The following is a 24,714-nucleotide window of genomic DNA, read 5'->3' as shown; positions in this document are numbered from 1 at the left end:
TATGTAACATACGTCTTTCATACAACTATTATGATAACAGAGTGAACCGCTTTCTACAAAATAGTTTGCTTGCCAAAAGAAAAGTTTTACAAAAGAGGGAGATTACCTTGTGTTTCCCTCATAAATTCGCTAGAATGACCTGTAGAAGAATGATGTGAGGAGTAAATAAATGAATACATTGCAATTATTTAAGCAGGCCTTTTTTTCAGTTTCAGAATTACGACATGCGAAAAAAATGGCGTTTTGGAAAGTAATTCTCTATGCTGTTTTTTTAAGTGCTATTTTAGCACTACCCATTACCAAACAAGTTTTTTCTGTACTACACGAGGTACAACAAGATGGCCAAAAAATTGCAGAAAAGTTGCCTGACTTTTCTATTGAAAATGGCACATTGCAAACAAAGGCTAAAGAATCTGGCTTTATTTATCAAACCGACTCGATTATTTTTACGTTTGATCCAGATGGAAAGCGTACAGCCGCTGATGTCCAAAAAGATTTAATTGGTAATGCGTTTGGTTTGGCTTTTTTACAAGATGAATTTGTGGTCGCCTTACCAAATTCAGGAGCAACAGAATCAATTCTAGGCACCGACCAATTTATCTTCCCCTACAGTAAAGGAACCTTAGATGGCGTTAACGCTCAGAGTATTAAGACCGCGCTAAGTGAAGCAGCGATCCCCTGGTGGACAAAACTCATTGTCTTTTTAGTGGCTATCTACCCTGTTCTAATCGGTTTAGTTTTAGACTTACTGATTGCCGCTATCGGTGCATCTCTCTATTCAAAATTACGTTTTTATTCTTTACGTTTGATTGATTGTTTAAAAATTATTACGTATTGTGCTACCGTGCCAGTTATCTTAAGTGCTATTTTAAACTTCGTAAATCCGATGTTTAACGATGGTATCCTAGTTATTTTACTGAGCCTATTCTTTTTCTTTGTTACAACCAAAAACGAACCACGGAATATCCCTGGTTCTTAAAAAGAGGTCGGGAAAGAAGTGTTTAACTCCGAGAACTCTCAAGGACAAAACTGCGACGAGTCCTTGACGAGAAAGCAATAAGAAGGAATTTCCGAAAATTGTTCTATAATTTTTGGAGACCAAGTAGGTATTGTTCATCATCGAATCACTACATTCTTCGTGATTCTCAACAATTTCGGCTTATTTCCGAAGGACCTTCACCAAGTAGGTACGATGATTTCATCTGTTCATGCTTCACAGTGAAACATCGCAACTCTTAGAGCTGTAGCTCTTTTGAAGGCTGGACTGTGACGAGACGCAAGTCGAGAAAACACCTTAGAAGTTGTTGAGATCGAAGCAACGCGTAGTGTTGCTTCTGTTCCCGCCGTTTATCAGTTTTTGAGCGTGGAGCAAAAATCCAAAGTGATTTTTGTCCCACGCTCTTTTCTATTCTTCAAATTCTTCTTCATCTGTTAATTCAGGTAAATCAATCGTGGTCACCGCAGATTGACCTATTTGCGTTAAATATGCAGCTAATTCATCCACATTTTCTAAAGGTGACACAGCGGCTTCAATCGCCATTGCTAAGTTAAGTCCGGCGACTACTCGCAATTGCGGATAAGTGCCCATAGCCACCATAGCTACATTACAAGGTGTTCCTCCTTTTAAATCAGCTAAGACAAGCGTCGGGACATCGCCAGCTTCTTTTAAGATTGCTGCCAGCTTTGCTTGCGTGCCGCTCAAGCCATCTTCTGCAGTCATCGACACAATCGCTGCGTCTGCTAATTCCCCGACAATCATTTGAGTAGAAGCCAAGGTTTCTTCTGCCATCCGTCCATGGCTCATTAAAATTAATTTTGGTTTCATTATATCCTCCTAAAAATACTGCTGATAAATTTTTGTTCGCGCTTTCAGAAAACCACGTTCTTCACGAGTGGGATGAATCCGATTCGTTAACAGAATCAAGGCTTCATTGGTCTCTTTTTTCATACCAATCGCCGTTCCAGTAAAGCCAGTATGATACAAATAGTCTGCTCCCGCTTGCGTCTTTTTCACTTCCCAACCAAATGTACGCCCACCTTGATTTATAGACCAGAGATCCTCAAACATTTTTTCAGAAAATAATGGTTTGCCAGACGGGTAGCGATTGTTCATAAAACACTGAACAAAAGTGAGTAAATCTGGTAAAGTTACAAATAAACCTGCACTGCCGATTGGCGCTTTCAGTTGATAGGCTTTCGAATCGTGGACCACCCCCTGAATAACGCCGCGTTGTTTTGTAATCTCTGTGGGCACTGCCTCGGTAAAATCTCTGACCGTAAAACTTGTATGCTGTAGGTTCATTGGTTGAAATACGTATGTTTGAAAGCTCTCTTCTAATGAGCAGCGGTCCAATACTTGAATAATTTCTCCCAATAAGTAATACCCTAAATCAGAATAAGTGGTTTTCCCTCGTTCAGATAACGAATGCGTCAAAATGATTTCTTGCAAGCTATTTTTTGTGACATTTTTCTTATCAGCAACATCAGCTGGCAACCCGCTCTGATGCAATAGCAGCTCCCCAATCGAACAAGATAGCCCTTGATAAGCAGGTAGGACTTCCCCTACAGTGGTTGAAAAAGCAAGCTGATTTGTATCGATTAATTGTAACATTCGATTTGTTGTCCCAATAACTTTCGTTAAGGACGCTAAATCATACAGGCTAGCTGATGAAACCTTTTGTCTTACAAATGGACCAGTATTACCTAAAAAGCCTGTATACTGTTCTGATAAGCCATCTTCTGTGATTATCCCCCAAGCGACACCCGGAACGACTTGCTGACTAATCAGCCTCTGAATTGTTTCTTGAATTGCAATTTGATTCATTCTTCACCACTTCTATGCTAAAACTTCTGAAATCCGTCCGTCATGTTCTGCTAATAGTTCTTTGGCTTTTTGGAAATCAACGTGGGCTTTCGCCATTACAATGGCGGGTGCCACTTCTAATTGCGCTGCCTCTAAGTATTCTTTGGCTCGTGCTTCATCGATTTCTGCTGCTTCTTTAATGATATTCGTGGCACGTTGAATTAATTTTTCGTTCGTTGGTTGTACGTTGACCATCAAATTTTGATAGATATTCCCTACTTTAACCATGATCCCTGTTGAAAACATATTTAACACCATTTTCTGTGCTGAACCCGCTTTCATTCTAGTTGACCCTGTAATGACTTCCGGTCCTACAATTGGCGCAATCCCAATTTCCGCCAATTGATTCATCGGACTTTCATTATTACAGGTCACGGAGATGGTTAGAGCGCCCACTTTTTTTCCGTATTCAATTGCGGAAACGGCATATGGTGTCCGGCCGCTAGCAGCAATTGCGATTACGACATCTCGGGCTGTCAATTGATGTTGCGTTAAATCTTCGATGGCTAATTCTTTCGAGTCCTCAGCGCCTTCAATTGCTTGATACATTGCTTTTTCACCACCAGCTAAAATACCAAATGCGCGTTCTGGCGAAACACTATATGTGGGCGTTAATTCAATCGCATCCAAAGCACCTAAACGCCCAGATGTTCCTGCACCACAGTAGATTAAACGGCCCCCTTTTTTAAATCGTTCTGCCGCTGCATCAATTGCTGCAGCAATCTGCGGAAGCACCTTTTCAATTGCTTGTGCTACCTTTTGGTCTTCTTGATTTATTAAAGTCACCATCTCTAATGTTGACACTTGGTCAATCTTTTTAGTCGCTTCATTTCTGGCTTCTGTCGTTAATCCTTCTAAGTTCATTTGCTTGCACACCCCTACTTCTCTTTTAGACGGCTGACAAGTTGACTCGTTTCAATCATATTACGTTCAATTTCTGTGTCTAAATCATCTTGAATTGAACCTAAATACAGAACATCGCCAATTGCCATTGACGAAGCAATCGATGAAATAGCCCCCACTCGAATGAGGTGCTCATTATTGGGGACTAAAAGAACTTCATCGCTCAATGATCGCACGTTTTCTCCATCGTTACTGGTAATAAAAATAACCGTTGCGCCTCTATTTTTGGCAATTTCACAGGCGATTAAGGCTTCTTTTGTCAAACCACTATAGGAGACCGTGATCAAAATGTCTTGTGCCGTTGCATAATTTAAAAACTCCAACATCATGTGACTATCATAATTAAAAATTGCTTGGCGACCAGCGCGGTTAAACTTGTGGTAAAGATTGTATGTCGTCAAAGAAGAGGCCCCAATTCCAACCAGATGAATTTTTTCCGCTTCTTTAACATGCGCGATTGCTCGTTCCAAGGCTTGTTTATCCACTGTATAAAATAAATCTTCAATCGTAGCATTTAATAAAGATTCTACTTTCATACAAATAGTATCCACCGAATCATCCGCCGCTACAATTGGATCAATATCTTTTTTACCGTTACTGGCAGCTTGTACCGCTGCAATGGATAGTTTTAACTCTTCCCAGCTGTCAAACCCTAATTGTTTAGAAAAACGGGTAACTGATGCTGGAGAAGTTTCGCTATTGCTAGCAATTTCGTTTGCTGTTAATGAGAGAAGACGGGTCGGATCCTTCAGTATATAGTCTGCGATTCTCTTATTTACTTTGGAAAAGTCCTTATATTTTTGTCTGATTGAACGGATTGGCTCCATCTTCTCATCTCCATTTCTATTTTATGAAAGTTAAAATTGCTTCGTTTGGTTCAGAAGGGATCATCTGCGCGGTAATAGTCACCCCATTATCTGTTAAACGACGAACGGTTTGAATATCTTCATCGGTTAATGCAACAGATTTTTTAATTGCTCGACTGCCTTCTTTTTGAGAAATATTGCCGACATTGAAGCTCTGTAACGGAACACCGCCATCAATTAAAGCCGCCATGTCTGCAATGTCTTTCGTAATTAAAAAGACTTTTTCTTCATCATAATTGCCTGCTAAAATTTTTTCAATCGCTTTACGTTTTGATAAAATGGATAATTTGACTCCTGCAGGCTTGGCCATTTTTAAGGCACCAATTTGTAATTGATCTTTGACAGCGGCATCATTTACTACCATGATTCTTTGTGCTCCAACCGTATTCGTCCAAACGGTTGCAACTTGTCCGTGAATTAAACGCTCATCTACTCTTGCATGTACAATTGTCATAATAAATCTCTCCTATTATATACTATTTTTTTAAAATAAACCGCCAACCCAAGCCAACATTGGTTGTAAATTGCCTAAAACCATGCCAATTAAAATTAAAACAAAGATTAGCCGGGTTGAATTCATTTTCTTTTTCCCTAGTAACCAATAGGATAAAAGAACAATCCCTAAAGGAATTAATGCGGGTAAAATTTTATCCAACATTTCTTGGACAGATAACGTTACGTCTCCCATTTTATAAGTTAAATCTAATTTGTAAGTAATTACCGAAGGAATCAAACCGCCAACCACCGTTAACCCTAAAATAGCTGCACCTTGCGTAAACAATTTCATTTTATCCGCAAATTCTGTCGCAATTTTTTTCCCTTGATGATAACCAATCCAAGTAAATTTATAACGAACCCATAAGACCACTGCCCCAGCAATTAACGGAATCAGTAACCCAACAATCTGGCCCCCCTGCGCCATGTAAGCTGCAATCGAAAAAACAATCGCACGATAAATCGCGATAAAAATGGTATCACCAACACCAGCAAACGGTCCCATTAGACCTGTTTTCAAGCCAGTAATGGCCGTTTCATCTTCAATACCGACTTCTTCTTCCAAAGCCATATCAGCCCCGACAATTAAGTGCGACATAGCTGGCGTTGTATTCATAAAGCCAAGATGTGTCTTCAAGGCTTTCTTCATAGCTACTGGATCTTCACTGTATAGTCGCTTTAATGCAGGCATCATCACCCAAGCATAACCAAGTCCTTGCATTTTTTCATAGTTCCAGCCCCACTGATAGCCAAAAAGATTACGGACGTAAACTTTATTAATATCCTTTTTTGTTAATTTGTTAGTCATCAATCTCAACCTCCTCATCATCTTCATAAATAACCGTGCCACTTGTTGTAGCTGCGCCGCCTTTGTTATGATTCATCACATAAATCGCTGCTAAAGCCAAGCCAACCAGTGCGACACCTAAAACTGAGAAGAATTGGGCCCCATAAGCAAGTAACACGAACCCAATAATAAAATAAGGCCAGTATGTTTTAATTGGTAAGTAACGCATTAAAATAGCAATCCCCATCGCTGGTAAAATAGCTCCTGCTGCTTTTAACCCATTCATCACCCAAATAGGAATCCAATTGTTGATAGCGTTTACAACTTGTTCGCCAAAAGCTAGGCCAATAAAAACTGGAATGACACGAGAAATCGTCCAAGGAAAAATTCCTAAAACATTGCAGCGCTCGACTCCTTTATAATTTCCTTCTTCCGCATAGCGATCTGCTTTGTGTTGGAAAAACGTATTAGCCATTCTGCCTAAAATATCTAGTTGTGTTAATAATAACCCAATCGGAACTGCAACTCCGATACCATACTCTGCCCCTTTCCCTGAAATGATTGCGTAAGCCGTTCCCATAATGGCCCCCGAAAGAAAGTCTGGGACTGTTGCTCCTCCATAAGTCGCTACACCTAATGTCATTAATTGAAGCGTTGCCCCAATCATCAAACCTGTTTGAACGTCCCCTAAAACTAAGCCAGTAAACGTTGCAGCAAACAATGGTGTATATGGACCAATCTGAATAGAAATTTGGTCAAGTACGCCAACAACTGTGTAAAGACATAAAATCAAAATAATACCAATCGATACTGTCATGCTTTCTCATCCTCCTTGAATGCGTTTTCTTTTTGTATTTGTAGAATACCATTAAAGAAATACTATTTCAAGTTCTTTTTAAAAATATTTTTAAATGAAATTTAATTTCTTTAGTAATTTTTGTGCTATACTAAAAGAAAACGGTTTAGGAGTGATTATGTGCGGGTTTTACTGATTTATTTCATCACTATTTTTCTATCCAATACAGTTGGGGCGCTTTCTGGGATGGGTGGAGGCGTCATTATTAAGCCTGTTTTGGATTTTCTTGGTTTCCATTCGTTAAACAGTATTGCGTTCTATTCAAGTGTCGCTGTTTTTGTCATGTCCATTTCTTCGACTTATAAACAGTATCAAAATGGTATCCAAATTGAATGGAAAAAAGCCGCGAGTATTTCGTTTGGTTCCTTAGTCGGCGGCATGTTAGGTGATTTACTTCTTAATCAGGCGATTGCGCTAGCGCCAAATGAAGAAAAAGTACAACTGCTCCAATATATCATTATGTTACTGACCTTGGTTTTGGTTCTTCTCTACAATCAATTTTCCAACTGGCACTTACACCTCAACGGATTGAGCATTTTTCTGATTGTCGGATTAGGCTTAGGGATTCTATCCACCTTTTTAGGCATCGGTGGTGGTCCCATTAATGTAGCTTGCCTTATTCTCTTTTTTGGAATGGATATCAAATCAGCAACCGTCTATTCCATCATTACTATTTTTTTCTCCCAACTCGCCAAACTCGGCAATATCGGCTTGACCACGGGATTTGCAATTTTTGATTTAACAATGCTTTGGGCCATTATTCCTGCCGCTTTACTCGGTGGTTATGTCGGCGGTCTTTTCAGTAAAAAATTATCCCAACAACGGGTTGCCCAGATTTATAGTTTAGTTGTTTTTTTAGTTATTTTGTTAAATATGTATAATTTGTGGACTGTTATCTAAAAAAAGAAGCGCTTTGTCTATACGACATAGCGCTTCTTTTTTTTTTAGTTAAATCACTGTTAATTTAACGTCTATATTATTTCTTGTTGCTTTAGAATATGGGCAAATTTCGTGGGCTTTTTTAACAAGTTCTTCTGCTTTGGCTTGATCTACGCCATCAATATGAACTTCTAATTCAGCACCAACGCTAAACCCATCTTCTCCTTGGAATAAGGAAACACGTGCGGTTACTGTACTTTTACCTTCGACTTTTTCTTGATCCATCACTAACTCTAATGCACCGTTAAAGCAAGCACTGTAAGCTGCTGCGAATAATTGTTCTGGATTTGTTGTATTTTCTTTCTTGACACCTGGCGAAGCAACCGCATAAGAAAATGATTTATCCGGTGAGTGAACTTCTCCTGCACGTCCACCCGTATTAATGATAGTTGTTTCATAGATTTTTTTCATGTAAATTCCTCTCCTTTGTAAAGTTTTACACTTCTGAGAACTTTTTACTTACATAATTATTGTAGGAAACTTTGCCAGATACAGCAAACGTTGTGCTTGTGAATAATAAAAAATAACATTTAACGTTGTATTTTTGACATAGAAAAAGAACCCATTCTATGATAGGATAAAGTGAACTTGTACATTTGTACACAAACTATTTTACAAAGGAGACTTTCCCTTGACACACTTACTTGATTATCAACCACTAAACCTATACACAAACTATCAAGAAGCCGCAGAAAAAACACCAACTGTTCCAATTATTTTTGATGAATCTTTGCCTGCTTTTCCTGCACTTGGCTTAGAAACAACTTATGGTGAAAGCCATCAAGAAATTTTGAAACGGGCATATCAATTAGCCGCTTTAGGTGTAAAAAAAGGCGACAAAATTATTATTTATAAAAGTCCTAAATTCGACACGTATTTATTAGCTGTTGCAGCCTCATATCTAGCAGCCGTTCCTGTAATGGTTTCATACCATTTACCTTTTGAAACAATTGAAGTATTCGTGGATCGTTTAGAAGATCCTTTTATTTTATTTGATGATGTGACTGCTGAAAAAGTTCAAGCTGTTCGTAATAGCTCTGCCAATAAAAAACTTTCGGTTGCTTCTCTTTTAAAAGCTGATGCCACAGAAGTTCCTCAAGACGAACTAACTAAAGACGAAATTGCCTATATGACCCACACCTCTGGAACAACGGGTATTCCTAAACTTATCTGTCACTCCAATCACTCAATGGGTTGGCGTACAAAATGGCAAAAAACCATTTTTACAAAAATTGCTGAAAAGAAATTAGTTGGCTTTCATATTTCACCAGTCCATTCTCGTTTTAACATTGGCGTGTCTTCTTTAATGGCCATGGGCTTCCCTATGATGCCTTTAGCAAATGCTTCGAGCGAAAAAGTCGCTGAAATGTTCAGCACCTATCAACCAATCGCTGTAGAAACACACCCCAATAACTTCGTTCAATGGGTTCGTTTGGCCAAAGAAAAACCTGAAGCTTTCGCTAGTGTCCATTATTATCATTCTACTTTTGATGCAATTAACAACGCTACAATGGTGGCTTTCTTAAAAGCATCTGCTGCCAATGAACCAATTTTCCTACAAGTTTATGGGCAAAGTGAATGCGGGCCAATGATCTTACGGGCACATACTTTAGAATCTCTAAAAGATTCAGATGCTCGTGACATGGGCGTTGGTTTAGAGGATTTAACACAAGCTCGAATTACCGATGAAAAAGGACAAGTTTTACCTGCGATGACGGACGGTCATATCCAATTTTTATCAAAAGGACGGGCCTTAACGTATTATAAAGAAGACGCCCGCTTTGCAGAAAATGTCTACGGCGAATGGTGGGACAGCGGCGATTACGGAATGTTAGATGAACGCGGTCACTTATTTTTGAAAGATCGCCAAGTAGATTTAATTGAAAACATCGACAGTAATTTAGCTATTGAAGATCATTTATTGGATGCATTGGATTTCTTAGAAGAAGTGATTATTGTCCGTGGCAAAGAAAATGAACCTCAGCCAATTTTAGCGGTTGTCCCTGGGGAAGAAATGGATTGGGATGCTTGGTGGACACAAGTAGCCGATTTACCACATTTAAATGAACCTATCATTATGGATTTTGATGAAATCCCTCACACCGCTACTATGAAAGTGCAACGTTTACAACTAGAAAAATGGTTAAAAGAACAATAAAATAAGATTCTTTGTCAAATAGTGTTGGTAAAAAGAACTTTTAGACCAGCGTTTGAGAAAGTGGAACAGAAAGCTAAAAGTTAACTCGTTGTAGTTTATCTTAAGTTTTAAAAAAAAGGGCAGCCGTCGGTTTTGACGGCTGCCCCTCTTTCTTTTGCCTGCCGTTAATTAAATCCTTTTTGTGAAAAACTTGACATGGGATGGTTCCCACAAATTATACTTAGCTTATTCAAAGAATGGAGTGAGCAAGTATGAAAATATTAATTAAACAAGATTTCGAAACGATGAGCGAATGGGCAAAAATGATACTTCTAAGCACGATGAGCCAAGACAAACGAGTGAATTTATCAATTACCGCTGGCAAAACGCCAGCACTTGTTTACCAAAAATTAGCCTCGATTGTGAAAAATTCACCTGATTTTGATAATGTTCATTATTATAACTTTGATGAAATCCCAGTTCCTCATCAAAAGGAAGGCATTACTCTGACAGATTTGCGGACGCTGTATTTGACACCTGCGGAAATATCCGAGCAAAACATCCATCCATTAACTGTTGAAAACTTTCGACAACAAGAACAACGGATTGCTGACGCAGGCGGCTTAGATTTGATGTTAATTGGCTTAGGAGCAGATGGTCATTTTTGTGGAAACATGCCCACTACCACTCATTTTAAAAACGAAACCTATCAAGTGACCGTCACTGGTTCAGAGCCGTGGTTTGTTCCTGAAATGATGCAGCCAGGCATGTCCTTTGTTACGATGGGTCCAGCCAGCATCATGAAAGTTAAGCATCTTGTCCTAATTGTAAATGGGGCACAAAAAGCTCAGATGGTCAAACAAGTACTCCAAGGACCTGTCACAGAAACGTATCCTGCCTCTATTCTTCAACTCCATCCAAATTTAACGGTTCTCTTGGATGAAGCCGCAGCAAGTCAATTAGAAAAATAAAAAATTGCGCCTAGATTATGCTTCTCTGCATAGTCATAGGCGCAATTTTGTTATCATTACATGATTTTTTGATACTGACTGTATTTTAGCAAATTCGTCTGGGAAAGTGTCACACCAATACCAAGTCCCTGAGGCACAGTCATTGTCCCTTGGTCTAAAACAAAAGGTTCAGTGATGATATCTTCATAAAAATAGCGTTCCGTGGCTGAAATATCACCTGGAAAGGAAAAGGTAGGCTGTGACGCAAATTGCAAATTCAATGCGCGTCCAACACCAGACTCAAACATGCCACCTAACCAAACCAATAAATCATTTTCTTGGCAAAATGTGGCAATCTTCAACGCCTCGTGAATCCCACCTACACGAGGAATCTTCAAATTGATACTACGGCAACTTCCCAATGCTAACGCCACTTGGCAGTCTTTGAGACTACGAATATTTTCATCCAAACAAATTCTTGTTTTCAGTTCTCTTTGTAATTGTGCGTGATCTAAAAAATCATCTGCAGCAAAAGGCTGTTCAATCATCGCTAATTGATAGTGATCTAAACGTTGCAATTGAGACAAATCAGCCAATGTATACGCTGAATTGGCATCGACCATTAAAGGCAAGTTAGGAAAATGCTGACGAATCAAAGCAACGGGTTCCACATCATAACCGGGACGAATTTTCAGCTTCACTCGTTGATACCCTTTTTCTACAGCTAACTGAACTTGTTTAAGTAATTGAGGTAAGTCTTCTTGAATCCCTAAACTAATCCCTACAGGAATTTTCCTCCGCGTTGGTCCAAAAAATTCAGTTAAACTCTTCTGTTGCCGTTTGGCATATAAATCCCAGATGGCAGTTTCTAACGCAGCTTTTCCCATCCAATGCCCTTTAACTTCTTCAAAAATTGTTGAAACCTCTTGCGGCTGTTCAAGCGCTTCTGTTAAAAGTAACGGAATTAAATGCTGTTGGATGATGAAGCGTTCGGTTACCAACGTTTCTTGCACATAATCAGGTTGCTCAAAAGCCACTAATTCGCCAAATCCTTGATTTCCTTGCTCATCCGTTATTACAAATAGATCAAACGCTTTTTCTTCCAAGCGACCATAGCTCGTGACAAACGGCGTTTTTAAAGGTAAACGAACTTGATAGGTTTCAATTGATTGAATGTTCATTCAGATGGCTCCTTTCAATAACACTGTCACCTTTTCATAGAAAATCGTTGGTTGTTCCAAATGAATACAATGTCCTGCTTCAGGAAAAATTGTCAGCCGCAACAACGGTTGACGTGCCTGCATTTTTTTCGCAATCCCAATAAACTTTTGATCTTCGCCGCCTACCAATAAATCGGTAGGAATCGGCTGCAATTCTGCTAGACGTTCCCAATAACTCTCTTGCGCTCCTGTCCCCATATACCACAAACTACTAGCCAATCCAAAGGCCGATTGGCTCAAACGTTCCTGACGAATGGCCATTCGCTGTGTCATAGACAAGGCTTTTTGCGTTTGAAATAACGGTAATTCTTGCCAGAAATCAATAAAATCCACAAGCGGTTCCTCTAAGAGACGTTCCGCCAAACGATGATCTTGACAGATACGAGTCTGACGTTCTGCGGCGGTGGCCAAACCTGGTGACCCACTTTCCAATAAAAGATGCTGTACCTTTTGTGGATAATGTAATGCAAAACCTAAAGCTGTTCGAGCGCCCATTGAATAGCCTAATAAACAAAAACAAGGCAAATTTAGCGATTCGGTTAGTTCAGCAATATCACGGCAAACTTGTTTCATGGTATAACGCTCTGGTGCTACCAAACTAGCAGTAGCACCATGCCCAGGTAAATCAATGCCTAAAACGTTATAAGGTGTGTGACTAGGAAAAACGGCTGCAAACGTGGCTAACGTTCCTGTAAAACCGTGTAAACAGACTAGTGTCGTTCGCTTTGCATCAAAAGGTGTTAACCATTGATAATGGTACTGCATCCCCCGAATTAACCGTTCCATGAAATCCCCTGTCTTTCTACTCTTCTACCAATTTCAGCTAAAATTGTTTCGTACAAATGAACATTCTCTTGGCGATTTCCTTTGACTTCGATCACTTGAAATTGTGGTTCTTCCGCCGCTGTTTGTAAAATTTGCTTGAGCTCTGCGATTGTTTTGACTTCTTGATACGAAGCGCCATAAAGTTCAGCAACTAACGAAAAATCTAAATCAAGCGGTGTTCCAAATAAAGGCTCAAAATCATCCTCCCGTAAAGTTCGTTGGGATAGAAAAGAGAAAATCCCACCACCATTGTTATTTAATAAAACAATTGTTAACGGCAACTGATAACGTTTTGCCAAAAATAAACCATTCATATCATGATATAGCGCTAAATCACCAATCAGTAGAACGTTTTGCTGTGTCGGTGCTACAGCACTCATTCCTAAAGCAGTTGAAACAATTCCGTCAATCCCGTTGATGCCGCGATTTCCAAACATCCGATAAGGGCGACTATCCATAAATCGATCTAAATAGCGGATAGCCATACTATTAGATACAAATAACTGACCGTTCTCTTTCATTGTCTGGTGAACAGCTAAGCTAGCTGTTGTTTCATTTAATTCTGTCGCGTTCAGCGTTTCTAGAAGAACTTCAGAGACCGTTTTTTCCAGCAGGAGCCATTGTGCTAACCAAGTCGCTTCTGTTGGTTTGACAACCGTTAGCAGTTGTTCTACAAACGCGGTTTCCTTTGCCTGAATAACCGTTTGTGATTTTTTCAATTGCTCTTGCCATTGCCCGTTTTCGTCCACAAAATAAAAAGCAGTCTCTGTCGTTGCTAAGCGTTTCAACCATAACATGATGTTTTTAGAAATTGGCAACGAACCAAAGCGCACTACCACTTCTGGTTCTTGTGGTAAGGTCGCCATATTTAGAAACAGATCACTGTGTGCAATAATAACTTCACTATTTTGCCCATGTGTCACAATGTTTGCTAACGGATCAGCTAATAACGGCCATTGCAAAGCTTCGGCTAATTGAATAAATAACGCCGCTTCCTCCTCTGTATGACTACCACCGATAACCAAGACCCCGTTTTTCTGGTGCCATTGATCCGCTAATTGTTGCACTTGTTCTGTAGAAAGGATTGATTGACCAGCGAATAAAGCCGTTTGTTGAGAACTCTTTATTTTTCTCTCTAAGTCAGGTAATAATGGTTCCCGCAAAGGAAAATTCAAATGAACAGGTGCTGCAGGCGTTTGTTGCGCGAATGCTGCTCCTTTAGCGCCTTGCCAATAGGCGTAATTCAACATCTCTTCTGTTGCTTCTGGCAAAGCCATTTCAACAAATAATTTCACATGATTTTGATACATTTGTAATTGGTCCATGGCTTGAGGAGCACCAACTTGACGTAACTCATGCGGCCGATCCGTTGTTAAAACGACTAAAGGCACATGGCTAATATTGGCTTCACAAATTGCTGGATAATAGTTTGCAGCTGCTGTTCCAGAGGTACAAAGTAAGACCACTGGTTTTTGACTCGCTTTACTTAATCCTAAAGCAAAAAAAGCAGCGGAACGTTCATCGACATCGACAAAAGTTTGGATTGCGGTTTCCCGATGAAGTAATAAAGCCAGTGGTGTGGAACGGGACCCTGGACTAATGACTGCTTGTTCAACTCCACTATTTTTTAGGCCTTCAATAAAGGCCGTTAAATAATCGGTCATTGTTTCTTGATGATTCATTAAACCTGCCCTCCAATTCCTCGTAACATCGGTTGAAATTTTATTTTCGTTTCTTCTCTTTCTAGCTCTGCTTGAGAATCAGCAACGATACCACAACCTGCATAAAGAACGCCTTGCTGACCAGCAAAGACACCTGAACGCAAGGCCACAGCGAACTCGCCACTATCATCATTCCCTGAAATCCAACCGATGGGCGCACCATATAACCCACGACTCCCCGGCTCATATTGCCGAATCCATTCGACTGCCAACTCTTTGGGCTCACCGCCTAAAGCTGGCGTTGGGTGTAGCTGCATCACACTTTCCAAGAACGAAATTCCCGACTTACGTTGACCCGAAATCGGCACATAAAGATGTTGTACATCTCGATTTTCCAAAATAATGGGTGCTTGAATACTGTTTTCAGAAGTCGTCATCTTCGCCAACTCTTTCGCTAAACGTTCCACCACGATTTGATGTTCTCCTGTATTCTTGCGGTCTCGTAAAAGTTGTGCTCCTAAAGCTTTCGTTTCTTCTGATGTTTGACCCGTTTTAATAGTTCCTGCAATACAAGCGGTCGCAAACGTTTCTTTAGTACCCAACAGAAGTCGTTCTGGTGTTGCACCAATGAAACTTGTGTCTTTGGCTTCTAAAGCAAACAAATACGTATTTTGTTGTTGTGCCATTAAATTAACGAGCACTTGGTTACTTCGAATTTTTTCAGGACTGCTCACAGCAAGTTGTCGAGCCAAAACCACTTTTTTTAAAGGGCCATCTTCTCTTAAGACTGCTACTGTTTCGTTGACAGCTTGTAGCCATTCAGTCACGGCAACTTCTTCCTTGTCAATCTTTGTTTCCGCTACAGCTGGCAACTCCTCACAGGTAGCTAACAAGCGATCAAACTGAGCCACCAAAGTCGACCACCGTTCCTCGACTTCTTGTTCACTAGAACCTGAAAAGTTCAGCGTTCCATAAATACGTGAACCTGAAAAAGTAAATAGAATACTTGGTAGATAAAACCAACCTTCCCCTAACTCTCCCCAGGCCTCAGCAGGCGTTTGTTCTGTATCAAAAGGCAAACCGCCAAACAGAAGAGCCCCCGTACCAGAAATAGACATATTTTGAAAACGAGTTGCCGCCTCTTTTTTTAAAAAATTGTTCAATTGCTGCGTTTCTGTTTCTGCGCCTTTTAAGATAGTTTCATATCCGAAGCCAATCAAAGCAAAATCTTTTTTCGGCGTTTGCCAAAAAAAACGTTCTCCTTGGTATACCTTTTCACCAGCGGCAAAAATTGCTAAGGCTGTTTGTTCTGTTTCTAATGGAAAAACCCAACTGAACTGACGGGCATTCTTCTGATAGGCTTGTCGTAATTCATCAGGCAATTTCATCTGATTAAAAACGCCTCTCTTTCTTCTGTCATGAAACGATGTTTGGCAATCTTTCCACTCGCTGTTTGCGGGAAAGAATGACAAAAATAAATGCGTTTCGGTCGTTTATATTTTGCCAGTTTTCGTGAACACTGGTCTTGAATTTGCGCTAAGGTGAGTTCTTGATCACTAATCACATAAGCAACTGGGACGGCTCCCCATTGCGCATCTGGTTCTCCCACAACTGCCGCTGCTTTAATTCCTGTTATCGCCTGTAACACCTGTTCAACCTCAGTGGGGTAAATGTTTTCACCACCAGAGATAATGAGTTCACTTAAACGACTAACCAAATACAGGTAACCTTGTGCATCTAAATAGCCCATGTCGCCTGTTTTAAACCAACCATCTGCTGTCCATTTTTCAGGTTGACGCTGGTTAAGGTAACCTGAAACAACGTTTGGTCCCTTAAGTAAAATTTCCCCGACTTGCTTTTCTGGCTGTTCTTGTCCTAGTTCATCAACAATTTTGATCTGCATATCTTTTAACGGTTGCCCAGCAGAGCCGATTTTCAGTGCCGCATCTTCAAATTTCAAGGCAACAACTTGCGAACACGTTTCCGTCATCCCATAAGATTGAATGACTGGAATCCCTTTTTCCTCACACTGCGCTAATTTATCCGATGCAATCGGTCCGCCACCCAATAGCATTCCTTTAAAGCTGACGCTGTAGCCAGCCTCAGGATAGACAGACAATAATTGTTGTAACATTGTCGCAACCACTGAAATGACGGTTCCACGGCCTTCTTGTAAATCTTGTGTCACTTGCTGTTCATCAAATTTATCGTAAAGGCGAATACTACAACCTAAGACGAGTTGTCGAACAACAATCGACAATCCGCTAATATGAAATAATGGGACTGCACACAACCAACAATCTTCAGCAGTAATCCCCATATTTTCTTGAGTGCCTCTAGCACTGGCCAAATGATTTTTAAACCGTTGCAAGACCCCTTTAGGCTGTCCTGTAGTTCCAGATGTATACATAATAGAAGCCACCGACTCTAAGTCACTTGGCTGTTGAAACTCCTGACGTGAAAGACTATGCTGTTTTTTAACCATTGGCTGAACGTCGACAAAAGAAATCTCCTCTAACAAAGCCTGCGTTTCAGGCGCACCAATAATCGTTTTAACTTGCGCATCTTTTAACTGAAAAGTCAGTTCAGCAAGTGTCAAATGCGTATTTAAAAATAATAACTCTTTCCCCAATTCCCATAAGGCTAGAATTGAAAAATACAACTCTTTGCTGTTCTTACTGAATAAAGCCACACGTTTTTCTTCTGGTGCAAGCACCTGTTGATATGTGGCTACCCAATGGCTGACTTCTTGTTGCACTTCTAAAAACGTCCAAGATTCATCCTGAAAATAAAAAGCAGGATGATCGGGACGTTTTTGTACTTGTTTATTTAACCAAGTCATTGGTTTATGGGAATTTAGGGAATTGATCGAAATCTGGTGTCCGTTTTTCTTTAAATGCATCTCGGCCTTCTTGTGCTTCAGCCATTGTATAGTAAAGAAGTGTCGCATCACCAGCTAATTGTTGCACACCAGCCAAGCCATCTGTATCGGCATTTAAAGAGGCTTTAATCATCCGTAAAGCAATCGGGCTTTTGGTTAACATTTCTTCTGCCCACTCCATTGTCACATCTTCTACTTGATCTAATGGAACAACAGTATTAATCCAGCCCATATCTAAAGCTTCTTGGGCAGAATATTGTTTACACATAAACCAAACTTCTTTCGCTTTTTTATGGCCGATAACGCGCGCCAAGTAACCTGAGCCGTATCCACCATCAAAGCTACCGACATTTGGTCCAGTTTGCCCAAACTTAGCATTTTCAGCCGCAATTGTTAAATCACAAACTAATTGTAAAACATTGCCGCCACCAATGGACCAGCCTTTCACCATTGCGATGACTGGTTTGGGAATGACACGAATTAACCGTTGTAAATCTAACACATTTAAACGTGGAATATTGTCTTCGCCAACGTAACCACCATTACCTCGAACTTTTTGATCGCCACCAGAACAGAATGCTTGGTCACCGGCGCCTGTTAAAATAATAACCCCGACATCTTCTTTATCACGACTAATGTTGAATGCATCAATCATTTCCATGACTGTTTTTGGTGTGAATGCGTTGTGAACATGCGGGCGGTTGATAGTAATTTTTGCTACTTTGCCTGCTTGCTCAAATAAAATTTCATCATATTCTTTAATTGTTGTCCAGTTTCTCATTAGGAAACCTCCTTCATTAATCTCATCTTTTCTATTATACACAAGAATCGGCACTTTAGAGAAAAAGTCGCTTGAATTTTAAGAAAAAACATGGCTATTTCAAATTTTCTTCATTCCTGTATAATAAATAAAAAACCTTTTATTCTCTCTTTTATTAGAAAGGACTGATTACGATTCATCTTTTAGAGTATTTAGGCATCACGATTCAACACGTTTCTGCTGAGAAATGTCAGCTTACTTTAGCGGTAAAAGACGTGCATAAACAACCCTATGGCCTTGTCCACGGGGGCTTAAATGGCATCTTAATTGAAACTGCCTGTAGTTTAGGTGCGAACGAAAACGTTCCTGAAAATGCTTTTGCTGTCGGCATAGACTTACAAGTAAATCATCTTCGTAGTGTCCCTGATGGTAGCCTCACCGTGATTGCGACGCCTGATCACTTGGGGCAGTCCCTTCAAGTTTGGGAAGCAAAAATTTATAACGCAGACCGCCAATTGACGAGCGTGGGGCGTTGTACCTTAACAAATCGACAAAAAAAACAGTAATCTTTACAGGTTACTGTTTTTTTGTTTATGGTTTTTAATAAGTAATTAGATTACTTCGTTTATTTAATTTTAGTACCAACCATTTGCTAACCAGAATGATTTAGCTGCATCCCATGAACCATAGCGACCTGCTACGTACTGATCTGCCACGCGTTCTTGGTTGGCAGGTGAATAGTCACCATTTAAATAAGAGGCAGATAATTGGTAACGACCGATATACTGACCGTTTGTTGCATCGTAAGAACCACTAGATTCACGTTGTGCGATCCACTCTTTTGCATCACTGCTTGCGGCAGGTGCTGCTGGTTGCGCTACTTCTTGAGCAACAGGTTGTTGTACTTCTTGTTGTACTGGTTGTGCAACAGGTTGTTCAACTACTTGTTGAACTGGTGCAACTTCTACAGCTGGTGCTGGAGTATTAGCAACTTCTTTTTCTGAACGAATAACTAATTGTTCTCCTTCAAAAATTAAATCAAGGTTTGGCAATTTGTTATCAGAAGCAATTTTTTGAATTAAGCTATTGTCTCCTGCAAATTGATGAGAAATTGTTGATAAAGTATCTCCTGCTTTAACTGTATATAAGCTTTCTGCGTTTGCGTCTGTTCCTAAGAATAATCCTAAACCTGCGGCCAAAGTTGTTCCAAGTAAAATCGTTTTGATTGATTTCATGTATGTTTCTCCTTTGTAATTAAAAATATTTGATTGTTGCTCTTAGCTCTCGGCAACAACCACGTCTGCTTCGCTTTATCGAAACGACTTCACATACTTTATCATCGAATGGCCGGCCGTAGGTGAATATCTCGTGACAATTTATTACTAGAATGTCGGTTTTGTTACATTTTGTAATAAAAAGCTGCTGGAAGCTTGATATTATCCTGTTTATATTTTGCGAAAAAAAGTTAAAAAAACAGGATTTTATTTTTGAGAAACCGTTTTCTAACCCTTGATTAGCCATTAAATGTCGGTTTTTTTACATTCGTTTCAGTCAAAAAGTAACAAAATGTTAAAGATACTAGACATGAGAATGTTTTTTTCAAAAACTCACGCCTAAAAAGAACAGGTGTTTTCTTTGAATTTTTTTATCATTCACTATTTTTATTTTTCCTTCTATTATATAGTTAAATTTTTTATCGTATTCATTTTTCGATTCTGAAAAAACACTAAGCACTTCCTATTGAAACAAAAAGAGTTAAACAAAAAAATCTTATATTTTGCTTGTTATTTATTCATTTTAATCTTATTCAAAAAAGGAATAGCTAAAACGACTGTGAAAACAAAGTATTGAAAATAAAGCAGAATAAATATTCATTTTTATTGTAATTCACGAATAAAAAACAAACAATCACTCGAACGCTTGTTATTTAAAAACGTAATCAGTTTTTTCTCTTTCTATTTTCCAATCTATGAGTAATAAAATATATGAATCTACATTTAAGTCATTTTATTATCAAATATTCTGAATATTATAAGAATTGGAGTTTTATCTATGAGTGACAAAGAACAACTTGAGAAATTAGACAAATCCTTTCTGGGACAACCGAAAGGACTAGCAACACTGTTCTTCACAGAAATGTGGGAACGTTTCAGTTACTACGGCATGCGTGCTATTCTAATGTATTACATTTACGATACCGTAGCCAATGGCGGTTTAGGTCTCCCCAAAGCAACCGCCTTAGCCATCATGTCCATTTATGGATCAATGGTTTTCATGTCCAGTATCATTGGCGGTTGGGTCTCTGACCGTGTCTTAGGTTCAAGGAAAACTGTTTTTATTGGTGGTTTGCTAATCATTGCTGGACATATTGTTCTCGCTACCCCATTTGGTGTGCCCGCCTTATTCGTTTCTATTATGCTAATTGTGTTTGGGACTGGGATGTTAAAACCAAACGTTTCAGGGATGGTTGGCCATCTTTATTCAAAAACTGACTTACGTAGAGATGCAGGCTTCTCCATTTTTTACATGGGGATTAATATCGGTGCCTTAATTGCTCCCCTTGTTGTCGGAACTTTAGGACAAGAATATAATTATCATTTAGGCTTTTCCGTTGCCGCAGTTGGGATGTTCTTCGGGCTACTACAATATTATTTCCAAGGACGTAAATCTCTGGCTGGGATTGGTCAGGCCCCAACTAATCCAATGTCTAAAGAAGAGCAAAAGAAATTTGCTAAAGCATTTATGTTGGCAATTGTCGTTGCTTTACTTATTTTTGGTGGCGCCTATGTCACAGGACATTTAACAATTGATTTCTTTATTAATACCATCAGCGTGTTAGGAATCCTGTTACCAGTTTATTATTTCAGCAAAATGTTAACGTCTAAAGATGTTACTGCTGAAGAAAAACCAAAAGTTCTGGCTTACTTGCCATTATTCTTAGCAGCAATTGTTTTCTGGTCATTGGAAGAACAAGGTTCGTCTATTCTTGCTCTATTTGCAAATGAACGGACGCAAACGAGTTTGTTTGGCTTCCCGATTGCCGCTAGCTGGTTCCAATCATTAAATCCTGTATTCGTAGTTATTTTGACCCCTATTTTTGTTACATTATGGACAAAACTAGGTAAACGTCAACCATCAACAGTTGTCAAGTTTTCACTAGGGCTAGTCTTTGCTGGTCTTTCCTTCGTCTTATTAATGTTGCCAGGTCTACTTTATGGCACCGAAGGACGGGTGAGTCCACTTTGGTTATTCTTTAGTTTCTTCATTATGATTGTCGGAGAAATGTGTTTATCTCCCGTTGGTTTATCGATTACTACAAAATTAGCACCGAAAGCTTTCGAAGCTCAAACGGTTGCTATTTGGTTATTAGCAGATGCCGCTTCACAAGCCATTAATGCTCAAATTGCTCGTTTCTATACACCTGGAACAGAGTCAGCCTATTTTGGGATTGTCGGACTTGTAGCTGTCGTTGCCGGGATTCTCTTATTCATTGTGAAAAAACCAATCCAAAACTTAATGGGTGACGTCCGTTAAACCGTCAAAAAAGTTGCCTTTCTCTTTTTTGAAAGGCAACTTTTTTATACAGTATTTTGATAACGTTTTCAAAAAGTGATATACTAAATAGAAGGAGGACGAGGACATGCGTTACTTAATTGGCGGTATTTTTTTATTGATTAGTATCTGGCAATTCATTGTTACTGGACGGACATTTTCCTACTTAAAGAAAGAGGGCGGCAAAAGAACCTCACCATTTATTCTGTTAGGACTATGGAGTAGTTTAGTGTTTGCTATTATTTCATTTGCTGTGGCGATTGCTTCTTTCTTTTATGTGAGTTTTTAGTAGAAGGCTAGCCATAAGTAAAAGGAGCGAGATTGCTAGTCTCGCTCCTTTACTTATTTTTTATGGTTGTTTTCCAATATAAGCTAAAATTCCACCATCGACATATAAGATATGTCCGTTAACAAAGTCAGAGGCGTTAGATGCTAAGAAAACTGCCGGGCCAGCTAAATCTGCTGGTGTGCCCCAACGATTAGCTGGTGTTCGTCCCAAGATGAATTCGTTAAATGGATGCCCTGATTCTCTTAATGGCGCTGTCTGTGGCGTTTCAATGTAGCCAGGTCCAATCCCATTACATTGGATATTATATTGTCCATATTCAGAAGCAATATTTTTCGTTAACATTTTTAGTCCGCCTTTTGCTGCCGCGTACGCACTAACTGTTTCACGACCTAGTTCACTCATCATTGAACAGATATTAATAATTTTGCCATGGCCCTTTTCAATCATATCTGGAATAACCGCTTTTGCCATAATAAATGGCGCATTCAAGTCAACATCAATCACTTGACGGAACTCTTCTGCTGACATATCTACCATTGGAATTCGTTTAATAATTCCCGCATTATTGACTAAAATATCAATAGAGCCGACTTCTTCTTTAATCTGAGCAACCATCGCTTGAACTTGCTCTTCATCAGTGACATCACACACATAACCACGTGCTTCAATCCCTGCAGCCCGATAATTTTCCAAACCTTGTTCAACTGATTCAGGAGATAAGTTATTAAAAACAATTGTTGCTCCTGCTTCAGCTAGGGATTTCGCAATCTCAAAACCAATCCCATAAACAGCACCTGTAATTAATGCTACTTTTCCATCTAATTGAAAATCATTCATTTTAAATTCCATGTTTTCTCCTCTTTCTTTGGTTTATTTTAATTGATCCATTGCAACCATATCCATGTCTGTGTACGTAATATTTTCTCCGCACATGGCCCAAATAAAGGAATAATTACTTGTACCAACCCCAGAATGAATCGACCAGCTTGGTGAAATAGCTGCTTGTTCATTACTCATTACTAAATGTTTTGTTTCGTCTGGTTTACCCATCATGTGGAAAATCCGCGTATCTTCTTCCATATCAAAATAAACATACGCTTCCATACGACGTTCATGTGTATGACAAGGCATAGTATTCCAAGCGCTACCTGGTTCTAAAATGGTGTAACCCATTTGTAACTGGCAACTTTCACAAACGTTCGGATGAATGTATTGGTAAATTTTACGTTGGTTCAATGTTAATGGATCACCTGTTTCCATTGGGGTAATTTCATCAATACTAATTTTTACGTTGGGATATTTATGATGTGCTGGGACACAACTAATGTAAAATTTCGCTGGATTATCAGGGTTTTCTGAAGAAAAACGAACATGTTTTGTTTCTTTCCCAATATAATAGCCATCTTGTTTTTTCATTGTTTCTTTGGCGCCATCAATTTCAATAAAGCCTGGTCCCCCAATATTAATAACCCCTAGTTCACGGCGTTCTAAAAAATAATCAACCCCTAATTCTTTGTCCAAAATAATTTCTAATTCTTCTGTGGTCGGTGTCACACCACCAAAAATCATCCGATCATTATGTGTGTAGGTTAAGCTGATTGCACCTGGAATAAAAACTTTCTCTACTAAAAATTCATCTCTCAATTGTTCTGTTGAATAGTGACGGATATCCGCCGGACTATGTGTATAACGTGTTTCCATATTTTGCATAACTAAAATCTCCTATCTATTTATTTTTCCTGAGCCCGTTGCCAAAAAAGCAAGGACTTCTTTTTGACTAAATTGATTACAATCACCATGTACAGTATGTTTTAACGCACTAGCCGCTGTTGCAAAATCAATACAGGTTTGTGGATCATAGGCAGCTAATATGCCATGTAAAACCCCACCAGCAAACGCATCACCGGCACCGACACGGTCAACAATCGGTTGTAATCGATGACATTTGGACGTATAATACGCACCTTTGTACCATAGCGTGCCGATTAATTCATTATCTGTCGCTGAATGAACTTGACGTTTGGTTGAATAAAATACTTGAATGTTGGGATAACGTTCTTGCATTTTTCGGTAGTACCACGTTAATGCGTCTTCAAGTTCTTCCTCTGGTTCTGGAATCTCCAGTAAATAACGAGCGTCTAATACCCCAGCTGAACAAATATCAACAAATGGAAGAATGGCCTTCAATGCCACGCTCGCTTCTTTCTGGGTCCAAAGTTTCCCTCGATAATTAATGTCAAAACTTACTTGGCACCCTGCTTGCTTCGCTGCTTTAACTAGCGCAACCGTCATACTTTGCCACGTTTTTGATAACGCCGCTGTAATCCCTGAAATATGAAAGATCTCTACTCCTGAAAACAGCTCATGTAAGTCCCATTCCATTTCTTCGATTTGAGCAAAGCTTGAATAGGCGCGATCATAGACAACACTGGCTGCTCGTTCTCCTGTACCAGTTTCCAAGTAATATGTTCCTAGGCGTGTTCCGCCAGTTCGTACAAATTCCGTTGAAACCCCATAACGACTTAAATGCTTTTTGGCGGCTTCTCCTAATGAATTATCGGGCACTTTACTAGCAAAAGTCACTTGGTGGCCATAGTTCGCTAACGAAATTGCTACATTCGCTTCACCACCGCCGTAATGTACAGCGAAATTTTCTGTTTGTGCTACGCGTATTCCGACAGGCGTTGACAAACGCAACATGATTTCTCCCAATGTTACGACTTTTCCCAT

The 24,714-nt window shown here is 39.5% G+C and carries 25 protein-coding genes; 7 read left to right on the top strand and 18 right to left on the bottom strand.

All coding sequences use genetic code 11. The features are described from left to right. The first annotated feature begins 169 nt into the window (after positions 1-169). A complete protein-coding gene (locus tag IGI87_RS02140) occupies positions 170-979 on the top strand; it encodes a DUF1189 domain-containing protein (RefSeq protein ID WP_104853872.1) in 810 nt (269 codons plus the stop codon). Positions 980-1,405: 426 nt separating this feature from the next. Here the strand turns inward: IGI87_RS02140 and IGI87_RS02135 are convergent, their stop codons facing one another. The 7 genes from IGI87_RS02135 to IGI87_RS02105 are packed head-to-tail and all read right to left on the bottom strand — an operon-like array spanning position 1,406 to position 6,731. Continuing rightward, positions 1,406-1,825 (bottom strand): PTS sugar transporter subunit IIA, encoded by a 420-nt coding sequence (locus tag IGI87_RS02135; RefSeq protein WP_438736136.1) that lies wholly within the window; start codon positions 1,823-1,825, stop codon positions 1,406-1,408. 9 nt (positions 1,826-1,834) lie between these two features. After that, the gene (locus IGI87_RS02130) at positions 1,835-2,824 is read right to left on the bottom strand and encodes a serine hydrolase domain-containing protein (protein WP_438736135.1); all 990 of its coding nucleotides are present in this window, start codon (positions 2,822-2,824) and stop codon (positions 1,835-1,837) included. Positions 2,825-2,836: 12 nt separating this feature from the next. After that, positions 2,837-3,727: an N-acetylmuramic acid 6-phosphate etherase gene (gene murQ, locus IGI87_RS02125; protein WP_164982910.1), complete on the bottom strand. Its 891-nt coding sequence runs from the start codon at positions 3,725-3,727 to the stop codon at positions 2,837-2,839. A gap of 14 nt (positions 3,728-3,741) precedes the next feature. Further along, positions 3,742-4,593 (bottom strand): MurR/RpiR family transcriptional regulator, encoded by an 852-nt coding sequence (locus IGI87_RS02120; protein ID WP_438736134.1) that lies wholly within the window; start codon positions 4,591-4,593, stop codon positions 3,742-3,744. Positions 4,594-4,609: 16 nt separating this feature from the next. After that, positions 4,610-5,086, bottom strand: coding sequence for a PTS system mannose/fructose/N-acetylgalactosamine-transporter subunit IIB (locus tag IGI87_RS02115; RefSeq protein WP_002355337.1), 477 nt, complete (start codon positions 5,084-5,086; stop codon positions 4,610-4,612). 30 nt (positions 5,087-5,116) lie between these two features. Continuing rightward, positions 5,117-5,935 carry a PTS system mannose/fructose/sorbose family transporter subunit IID gene (locus IGI87_RS02110; RefSeq protein ID WP_033592898.1) on the bottom strand — a complete coding sequence of 273 codons (819 nt, stop codon included), beginning with the start codon at positions 5,933-5,935 and terminating at the stop codon, positions 5,117-5,119. Next, positions 5,928-6,731, bottom strand: a complete 804-nt coding sequence (locus IGI87_RS02105; protein ID WP_002358431.1) for a PTS mannose/fructose/sorbose/N-acetylgalactosamine transporter subunit IIC — start codon at positions 6,729-6,731, stop codon at positions 5,928-5,930. Before IGI87_RS02105 ends, IGI87_RS02110 begins: the two co-directional genes overlap by 8 nt. Before the next feature lie 189 nt (positions 6,732-6,920). Here IGI87_RS02105 and IGI87_RS02100 point away from each other — a divergent pair, with 189 nt between their 5' ends. Further along, a complete protein-coding gene (locus IGI87_RS02100) occupies positions 6,921-7,670 on the top strand; it encodes a sulfite exporter TauE/SafE family protein (protein ID WP_258078302.1) in 750 nt (249 codons plus the stop codon). 48 nt (positions 7,671-7,718) lie between these two features. Here IGI87_RS02100 and IGI87_RS02095 read toward each other — a convergent pair whose 3' ends face one another. Beyond that, positions 7,719-8,120 carry an organic hydroperoxide resistance protein gene (locus tag IGI87_RS02095; protein ID WP_002355332.1) on the bottom strand — a complete coding sequence of 134 codons (402 nt, stop codon included), beginning with the start codon at positions 8,118-8,120 and terminating at the stop codon, positions 7,719-7,721. Between the two features lie 220 nt (positions 8,121-8,340). Here IGI87_RS02095 and IGI87_RS02090 point away from each other — a divergent pair, with 220 nt between their 5' ends. After that, the gene (locus IGI87_RS02090) at positions 8,341-9,867 is read left to right on the top strand and encodes an AMP-binding protein (RefSeq protein WP_438736132.1); all 1,527 of its coding nucleotides are present in this window, start codon (positions 8,341-8,343) and stop codon (positions 9,865-9,867) included. 251 nt (positions 9,868-10,118) lie between these two features. Continuing rightward, entirely contained in the window at positions 10,119-10,817 is a 699-nt protein-coding gene (locus tag IGI87_RS02085) for a glucosamine-6-phosphate deaminase (protein WP_438736131.1), read from the top strand. A 56-nt stretch (positions 10,818-10,873) separates the two neighbouring features. On the opposite strand, the gene menC is transcribed toward IGI87_RS02085, so the two are convergent. From menC to menB, 6 genes are read right to left on the bottom strand one after another with little or no spacing between them, the layout of a single operon-like run. Beyond that, a complete protein-coding gene (menC, locus tag IGI87_RS02080) occupies positions 10,874-11,977 on the bottom strand; it encodes an o-succinylbenzoate synthase (RefSeq protein ID WP_438736129.1) in 1,104 nt (367 codons plus the stop codon). Beyond that, a complete protein-coding gene (menH, locus tag IGI87_RS02075) occupies positions 11,978-12,802 on the bottom strand; it encodes a 2-succinyl-6-hydroxy-2,4-cyclohexadiene-1-carboxylate synthase (protein ID WP_162782608.1) in 825 nt (274 codons plus the stop codon). It lies immediately after the preceding gene. Continuing rightward, positions 12,790-14,523, bottom strand: a complete 1,734-nt coding sequence (menD, locus tag IGI87_RS02070) for a 2-succinyl-5-enolpyruvyl-6-hydroxy-3-cyclohexene-1-carboxylic-acid synthase (protein ID WP_438736127.1) — start codon at positions 14,521-14,523, stop codon at positions 12,790-12,792. The genes menH and menD overlap by 13 nt, the downstream gene beginning before the upstream one ends. Continuing rightward, the gene (locus IGI87_RS02065) at positions 14,523-15,890 is read right to left on the bottom strand and encodes an isochorismate synthase (protein WP_438736126.1); all 1,368 of its coding nucleotides are present in this window, start codon (positions 15,888-15,890) and stop codon (positions 14,523-14,525) included. The genes menD and IGI87_RS02065 overlap by 1 nt, the downstream gene beginning before the upstream one ends. Then, a complete protein-coding gene (locus IGI87_RS02060) occupies positions 15,887-17,344 on the bottom strand; it encodes an o-succinylbenzoate--CoA ligase (protein WP_271851644.1) in 1,458 nt (485 codons plus the stop codon). Before IGI87_RS02060 ends, IGI87_RS02065 begins: the two co-directional genes overlap by 4 nt. 4 nt (positions 17,345-17,348) lie before the next feature. After that, the gene (gene menB, locus IGI87_RS02055; protein WP_002391106.1) at positions 17,349-18,218 is read right to left on the bottom strand and encodes a 1,4-dihydroxy-2-naphthoyl-CoA synthase; all 870 of its coding nucleotides are present in this window, start codon (positions 18,216-18,218) and stop codon (positions 17,349-17,351) included. A gap of 110 nt (positions 18,219-18,328) precedes the next feature. Here menB and IGI87_RS02050 point away from each other — a divergent pair, with 110 nt between their 5' ends. After that, positions 18,329-18,709 (top strand): PaaI family thioesterase, encoded by a 381-nt coding sequence (locus tag IGI87_RS02050; protein WP_438737383.1) that lies wholly within the window; start codon positions 18,329-18,331, stop codon positions 18,707-18,709. Between the two features lie 69 nt (positions 18,710-18,778). Here IGI87_RS02050 and IGI87_RS02045 read toward each other — a convergent pair whose 3' ends face one another. Further along, the gene (locus tag IGI87_RS02045) at positions 18,779-19,378 is read right to left on the bottom strand and encodes a LysM peptidoglycan-binding domain-containing protein (RefSeq protein WP_002355317.1); all 600 of its coding nucleotides are present in this window, start codon (positions 19,376-19,378) and stop codon (positions 18,779-18,781) included. Between the two features lie 817 nt (positions 19,379-20,195). On the opposite strand from IGI87_RS02045, the gene IGI87_RS02040 reads away from it, so the two are divergent. After that, positions 20,196-21,677, top strand: a complete 1,482-nt coding sequence (locus IGI87_RS02040; RefSeq protein ID WP_002355315.1) for a peptide MFS transporter — start codon at positions 20,196-20,198, stop codon at positions 21,675-21,677. A gap of 106 nt (positions 21,678-21,783) precedes the next feature. Next, complete coding sequence (locus tag IGI87_RS02035; RefSeq protein WP_002355314.1) at positions 21,784-21,984, top strand: hypothetical protein; 201 nt, start codon at positions 21,784-21,786, stop codon at positions 21,982-21,984. A 60-nt stretch (positions 21,985-22,044) separates the two neighbouring features. On the opposite strand, the gene IGI87_RS02030 is transcribed toward IGI87_RS02035, so the two are convergent. From IGI87_RS02030 to IGI87_RS02020, 3 genes are read right to left on the bottom strand one after another with little or no spacing between them, the layout of a single operon-like run. Next, entirely contained in the window at positions 22,045-22,833 is a 789-nt protein-coding gene (locus tag IGI87_RS02030) for a gluconate 5-dehydrogenase (protein WP_104853859.1), read from the bottom strand. Between the two features lie 21 nt (positions 22,834-22,854). After that, entirely contained in the window at positions 22,855-23,694 is an 840-nt protein-coding gene (kduI, locus tag IGI87_RS02025) for a 5-dehydro-4-deoxy-D-glucuronate isomerase (RefSeq protein ID WP_002355301.1), read from the bottom strand. Between the two features lie 12 nt (positions 23,695-23,706). Beyond that, on the bottom strand, positions 23,707-24,714 hold the full coding sequence (locus IGI87_RS02020; RefSeq protein ID WP_438736125.1) for a PfkB family carbohydrate kinase: 1,008 nt from the start codon (positions 24,712-24,714) through the stop codon (positions 23,707-23,709).

Origin of the sequence: Enterococcus sp. DIV1444a (genome assembly GCF_051712125.1) — a bacterium.
Classification (GTDB): domain Bacteria; phylum Bacillota; class Bacilli; order Lactobacillales; family Enterococcaceae; genus Enterococcus; species Enterococcus faecalis.
The sequence above is the reverse complement of the archived record's forward strand: the minus strand, read 5'-3'. Positions and strand labels throughout refer to the sequence as shown.